A 6,215-nucleotide genomic window follows, 5' to 3' on the forward strand; every position below is an offset into this window, starting at 1 on the left:
CGCAGGGCCATGAAAGAACAACCCCCGTACAACCGAACAACCCCGTTGCCCCCTCCTCGCAAGCTGTGTCAGCACTGAGACTGGAGGAGCTGCGGGCCGACGGCTTTCCCGGCCAGGACGCTGCTGGAACGTCGCCAATGCCCTTGGCATCGGAGGGAGAACACCATGCAGCAATTAGTGATCTTGGACTGTTTCACCGTCGAGCCGAGTGGTCTCGGCGTACCGCCGTACCTGTCGACCTACGTCCGGAACGCCTGGTCGGCGCTGCGGCGGGCGAGGCCGGAGGCGGACGTTCGGTATGTGACCATCGATGATGTCCGCTGGTGTCTGGCAGGTGGCAAGCCCACCGTCGAACCGCCCCAGAGCGATCCGTTCACATACTCGACCACCGTCAACCGAGACGCCGCCATTCAGCTTCTGCGGGATGCCGAGATCGTGGTCGTCATCGCGGGAGACGCTGTTCCATCCGTCCATCTGCACGCTGTGAACGGGTCGTTCGAGGAGATCTCTCGTGCGCTCGCCTGCGCGCGGGGCCGCCGCTACCTGCTCGGGCCGTTGTCCACCTACGCCCTGGCCGCACCGGCGGAGTACGCGGGGCTGTTCGACGCCGTCCATACGCATACCGTGACGTCCGACGACCTTCTGCTCGGTAGCCGTCACCCGGCTGCCTACGGGCGGATGCAGCGCGAGCGCGACTCGTTCACCGGCCTCGTCGAGCAGATGCCCTGGCGTCCGATCGCCGAGTTGGAGCTGTACCGCGGTTGTACCCGGCGAAAGTTCTGCGACTTCTGCAACGAGCCAGCGAAGTCCCCTCTCGTCGCCTTCCGCGAGGCCGACGATGTCGTCGCCGAGGCTGCCGAGCTCTACGCCGCTGGCGTCCGTAACATGCGACTCGGGCAGCAGACCTGCTTCTTCTCCTATCGCAACCGGGACGAGGACGCGATCCGCGCCCTGCTCGGCGGTATCCGGCAGCGCTGCCCCGATCTGGAAGTGCTTCACATCGACAACGCGGACCCCCTCGCTGTGGCCGCGCCGGTCGGCCTGCGCATCGCCAAGCTGGTGGCGGACTACTGCACCGAGGGCAACTGCGCGCCGATGGGTATCGAGAGCTTCGACCCGGCAGTCATCGCGAGGAACACCCTCACCTGCACGCCCGAGATCCTGATGCGCGCCGTCGAGCACGTGAACGTGGCGGGCGCCGCCCGTGGCCCTGGTGGTCTGCCGATGCTGCTTCCGGGCCTGAACCTGATCTACGGTCTGCCCGGCGAAACTCACGGCACCCACGTGGCAAACCTCCGGGGCCTGGCGGATATTTTCGATGCTGGCCTGCTGTGCCATCGGACGAACCTACGCCTGGCGCGGGCTTTCCCTGGTACGCCACTGGCTGCGCTCGGAGCGTTGGAGCCGCTGCCATCGGCGGAGCAATTCCCCTCGTGGAAGGCGGACATCGACTTCACCTGGGACCAGCCGATGAAGGAGCGGGTCTATCCGACCGGGCTGCGCGTGCCAGGTCTCCACTCGTACTTCATCGGCCAGGGCGGGACCTGGTGGCGGCGGTTGGGCTCGTACTCCATCCAGATCGTCGAGCGCGATGCGGCGGTGCCTCGCGGCACTACCGGCGACCTGGTGGTTACCGGTCATGCGCCTCGCCTGATCTACGGAGAACGTGTTGCATCCGCTTCCTGACGGGACCCTCGCGACGTTGGCAGCCTTGGACGCGGCGTCGGCCCGCACTGTCCGTGCAGGGTTGCTGCTGCCCTGGGCCAACGTCGCTGTCGAGACCGAATTGGCCCGCCTCGGCCTGCGCCGCACGGTCTTCCACCACGCGCGGCTCGTACCCGCGTCCAGGACGACAGCGATCGACGCCTCGTTCTGGCACGGGCTGCGTGCGGCATCAGCGCAAGCGCTGGACTCGTTGTCCCATGTTCCGCTCGACGTGGTGATGCTGGCGTGCACGTCAGCGGGCTTCAGCGACGGTCCCCCGCTGCCGGACGGCGTGTTCACCGCCTTCGACGCCCTCCTGCAAGCTCTCACCAGGGCAGCCGCGGCGCGCGTGGTGCTGGTCACGCCCTATCCCGTCCCGGTGACCGAAGCGGAAGCCGCGGCACTCGCCGCGGCCGGCGTGGAGGTTCTGGCTCATGCCAGCCTTGGCTTGGCCGACGGTTATCCCGCGATCACCCCGGAACAGATCTTGTCCCTGACGGGGCAGCTACCGCAGGAAGCGGTCGGGGCTGCCGAAGCGGTGGTCTTCTCGTGCACCGGATGGCACACCCTGGCGGTGATCCCTGAACTGGAGCACCGGTTCGGCAAGCCGGTTCTCTCGTCCAACCTCGCCATGGCACTTCTGGCCGCCCGGGCCCGTACTGGAGTTTGCTCATGACGATCGAGGGAGCGAAGGCGAAGCCGCTTGAGATCCGGCGCGTCCACCGGCTCGTGGCCCGCGCTGCCGGCCTCCCGGATGTGCGGGCCGAGGTGGAGGCCAACCACGACGAGAACCGGTGGTGGCCGACGTCGATCAGCGATCCGCGGGTACGGATGCTCGCCGCTGGCTGGTCCACTCGGGTCTCCTATCGCATGGTGGAGACGTACGCCCGAGTGATCACGTCGGCGGATGCTCGTGGTTTCGACAGCCTCGCTGCGGCTACCGACGCCGACTTGGCTTCGCTGGTACGTCCCATCGGTCTGCCGCAGACCCGGATCGACTATCTGCGCTCCCTCGCCGAGCTCCTGTGCGGCTGGGAGAAGGAGGGGACCGACCCGACTGGGGATTCAGCCGACTGTGATGCCTTGATCCTCGACTTCGCCGCACGGGTGCGAGGAGCGTCCTACAAGGTCGCCCAGTGCGCACTGCTCACCGCCCGCGGGTATCACTGCGGCATCATGCCGGTGGATTCCGGCATGGTCACCAAGCTCGCACCGGCACTGGGCCTTGCCCTTCCGTCAGGCGCCGTGGCACACGAACGGATGCGGCACGTCCTTGAGGCGGCCGTGCACGCCCGCTCAGACGAGTTCCGCTCATTGGTCATCGACAACGAGTACCAGGTCACCATCCCCGACGGGGTGGAGCCGACCTGGTGGGCGCACCTCGTTTTGATCTACTTCAAGCGCCTGTACCTCAACGGTCCCGCCCCGCAGCTCTGCCGGCTGCGGCCGGTCTGCTCGAAGGTCATCGACTGCGCACACCGCGCCCGCGGTGCTTGACCTCCTGGGGTGAGACCGTGGAACGGCTCGACGTGATCGGCAACATCAGCCGGGACCTGACTCGCTATCCCGACCATCGTGGCGGTCCCCGGCTCGGGGGCGCGGCCCTGTTCGTGTCGCTGGCGGCGACGAAGGCCGGCCGCCGGGCGGCCCCGGTCTGCGTTCTCGGAAGTGATCTCGCGCACCTTCCGGAGGCATCGGGTCTGGACGCGCTCGACTGGTCGGCAAGGGCCCAGTTCGAGGGCAGCTCCACCAGCTTCGACTTGGAGTACGACCTGCAAGGCGAGCTGGTGGCAATAGGCACGCACTACGGCGTGGCAACGTGCCTGACCGAGCATGCGCTCAGGCACGTGGACCTGCACCCGCGCGGCACCTACCACGTCTGCTGCCGCCGCCCGTTGGACGTGGTGGCAGTGCTCGACCGACTCGCGGGGAACGGGACCGACTTCAGCGTGGATTTCTTCCTGCCGAGCGCGGAAGCGATGATCCGCGCAGCCGCCGACTGGCTACCGAAGGCAACCAGCGTGTTCGTCAACGCCGTTGAGTACCGGATTCTGGAGCAAGTGATCGACGCGAGTGCGCTCCCTGAAGTGGTCATCACCGATGGCCCTCGGGCCGCAGTGGTGCGCTGCTTCGGGCGTCAGGTGGCCTCCGCCGTTCCACCGCTGCATCATCCACGCGAGGTCTCCGGCGCTGGAGACACCTTGGCCGGAACCTTCCTGGCCCATCGTGCGCAGGGGGCGACGATCGCCCAGGCTCTCGCAGAGGCGACAGCAGCCGCAGCCAGGTACGTAGCGGCCTCTTCCCTTCCGATCCCCGCGCCTTGACGCGGCTGACCTCACGACTTGGGGGCCTCTCCCAGTGTCCGTCTACGTAGCCCACCGGCTCTTTGCCGCGCACGACCGCGCACTCGCTGCCGACCTCGCCGATCGACTCGCCGCGAAAGTCGGACCGGGTCGCGTCTTCCTGCCGTTCTGTGACACCGACGAGGAGGACCTGGTCGCCGAGGTCAAGGGGCGCCGCCTGTTCGAGCTGGACCGCGAACGCCTTGGCCGCCTCGACGCCATGGTCGCCATCCTGCACGGCCCGAGCCTTGACGACGGGGTCTGCATGGAGATCGGATACGCCGCTGCTTCGGGTGTCCCGGTCATCGTGCTCACCACCGACTTCCAGACCTACTCGCTGACCGAGGCCGGCCCCCGCCTCGAATTCCCCGACCCCCTCCTCCAGGCCGTGGCCACACGCATCGTGCGCGTCACCAAGCTCGGACCACCAACTCCCCCGCCGGCTCCGGCCCGGTCCCGCTTCCCGGGCTTCCAGGCGCGCAACGTTGCCCAGACGAATACGGCACTCGACGCGGCCGTCGACGCGCTGCTTGACCTCCCGGATGGCGCTCCCCGTCTCGTGGGTGCACCTGCCGTAATCGGCGCACCTGTCTACGTCGAAGCATCGCCGTACACGGCATGGGGTCGAGATCATCTGGCCAAAGCATGCGTCGACGCTGGCCACACGGTGGTGGTGCCCCAGCGTTTCGCAGCGTCCGACCCGGTGGCAGGGGCCCTGGCTGACCTGACCGCGGTGTGCTCGGCTGCCCGGCTGCTGGCCGATGTCTCCGGCCCCGAAACGCCGCCGGGAACTGCCCTGCTCATCGGTGCGGCCGTGGCCAGCGGCGTAAGGATCGCGGCCTTCCAACCGCGCCCGACGTTTACGCACGCCCATGGCCGCGAGCCCAACTGGCGGAACCTCATGATCCAGTACGCAACCGACGCCCACCTCGACAACGGCGACGCCGTCCTGTCCTGGCTGACCTCGTGAACCTCGACGAGATCGCCGGCGAGTACCAGACGTTGGTCCTGGAAGGCTGCGACGGAGTCGGCAAGAGCACGCTCGGAGCACGCCTATCGACGCACCACGGCTTCGTCGTAGTGCACTCGCCGAAGACTCCCGACCACCTCGACCTGGCCAGCCGCTACAGGAACATCCTTGCCGGAACCGGGCGCATCCTCTTCGACCGGTGCTTCATCAGCGAACTGGTCTACGGTCCTCTTCACCGGGGCCGGTCCCGGATCAACTGGAGCCAGGCGATCGACCTGGCCGAGAGCGTCATCGAGCGTTCCGGCGTGCTCGTCCACCTGACCGCGCCACCAGCCGTCATCCACCAGAGACTCCTCTCGCGCGACGGCGAGGGAGCCAGTCTGGAAGAGGTTTGCGCCCTGGTAACAGGTTACGAAAGGGTCTTCTCCACTCTTACCGACTACACCCGCGTGCTCGTCCTCGACACCACGACGCTCGAACCTCCGTAGACAGGGTGGCGGCCAGCCGAAGCCGACACACCGGCACACCGCTCCCGCTAGGCTTCGGAGGCACCTGCTGTACCGGCGCTGGAGGAGTCTTGGAGATCGGGTCCGCCCAGAAGCTCGCCTGGGAAAACAAGACCCTCAAGGGGTTCAACACCACGGACGTGGCCTTGGAGTTCGGCCTCCTCACCGCCGAGGTAGGCGAAGCATTCACCGCATGGCGCAAGGGGCTACCTGATTTCGGGGAAGAGCTGGCCGACGTCTTCCTCTACCTGACAGCCCTGGCCGAGATGAACGGCGTGGACCTGGACTCCGAGGTCGCCCGGAAGATCGAGAAGAACACGCGGCGTACGTACGAGCGAAACGAGCATGGGGCTCAGATCCGGACGAGCGACGTCTAGAGTCTCCGCACTGAGCGACGACGGCGGGCCCCCGACACCTTGAGTTCTAGTGGTCGGGGGCCCGCCGTCGTACAGGTCAAGGTCGGCACATCGCTCGGTTGACGCCTCTAGGCGGCGAGGCCGTGACGCTCGCTTCTACCGTTCCTGCCTTTCCTCAAGCACGTCGCCAAGGCCCACCCGAGGGTGAAATTGCACGTGGTCGCCGACAACCACGCCACCCGTCCGTCACCTGCGGCGTAACGCGAACCGGACGCAGGACGAGCAGGCCAATGCGATCAACGCCGTTTCCGGCCGGGCAACGATGACCCGCCGAGAG

General features: G+C 67.3%; 7 protein-coding genes. All 7 read left to right on the plus strand.

All coding sequences use genetic code 11. The features are described from left to right. Positions 1-165: 165 nt before the first annotated feature. Positions 166-1,686 (plus strand): radical SAM protein, encoded by a 1,521-nt coding sequence (locus tag FHS42_RS33900; protein ID WP_184579791.1) that lies wholly within the window; start codon positions 166-168, stop codon positions 1,684-1,686. A gap of 16 nt (positions 1,687-1,702) precedes the next feature. After that, a complete protein-coding gene (locus tag FHS42_RS33905) occupies positions 1,703-2,380 on the plus strand; it encodes an aspartate racemase/maleate isomerase family protein (protein ID WP_246495798.1) in 678 nt (225 codons plus the stop codon). After that, positions 2,377-3,201 (plus strand): Rossmann-fold NAD(P)-binding domain-containing protein, encoded by an 825-nt coding sequence (locus tag FHS42_RS33910; protein WP_184579795.1) that lies wholly within the window; start codon positions 2,377-2,379, stop codon positions 3,199-3,201. The genes FHS42_RS33905 and FHS42_RS33910 overlap by 4 nt, the downstream gene beginning before the upstream one ends. A 17-nt stretch (positions 3,202-3,218) precedes the next feature. Next, positions 3,219-4,028: a carbohydrate kinase family protein gene (locus FHS42_RS33915; protein ID WP_184579797.1), complete on the plus strand. Its 810-nt coding sequence runs from the start codon at positions 3,219-3,221 to the stop codon at positions 4,026-4,028. Between the two features lie 34 nt (positions 4,029-4,062). Beyond that, positions 4,063-5,016: a nucleoside 2-deoxyribosyltransferase gene (locus FHS42_RS33920; RefSeq protein ID WP_184579799.1), complete on the plus strand. Its 954-nt coding sequence runs from the start codon at positions 4,063-4,065 to the stop codon at positions 5,014-5,016. Then, entirely contained in the window at positions 5,013-5,504 is a 492-nt protein-coding gene (locus FHS42_RS33925) for a P-loop nucleotide/nucleoside kinase family protein (protein ID WP_312867156.1), read from the plus strand. Before FHS42_RS33920 ends, FHS42_RS33925 begins: the two co-directional genes overlap by 4 nt. Positions 5,505-5,593: 89 nt before the next feature. Then, positions 5,594-5,899: a MazG-like family protein gene (locus tag FHS42_RS33930; RefSeq protein WP_184579801.1), complete on the plus strand. Its 306-nt coding sequence runs from the start codon at positions 5,594-5,596 to the stop codon at positions 5,897-5,899. Positions 5,900-6,215 lie beyond the last annotated feature (316 nt).

Source organism: Streptomyces zagrosensis (genome assembly GCF_014203645.1).
Taxonomy (GTDB): Bacteria; Actinomycetota; Actinomycetes; order Streptomycetales; family Streptomycetaceae; genus Streptomyces; species Streptomyces zagrosensis.

What these genes read in the sequence shown, in the direction of transcription:
- FHS42_RS33900 (WP_184579791.1), top strand. Translation starts at nt 166, where the DNA reads ATGCAGCAATTAGTGATCTTGGACTGTTTCACCGTCGAGCCGAGTGGT.
- FHS42_RS33910 (WP_184579795.1), top strand. Translation starts at nt 2,377, where the DNA reads ATGACGATCGAGGGAGCGAAGGCGAAGCCGCTTGAGATCCGGCGCGTC.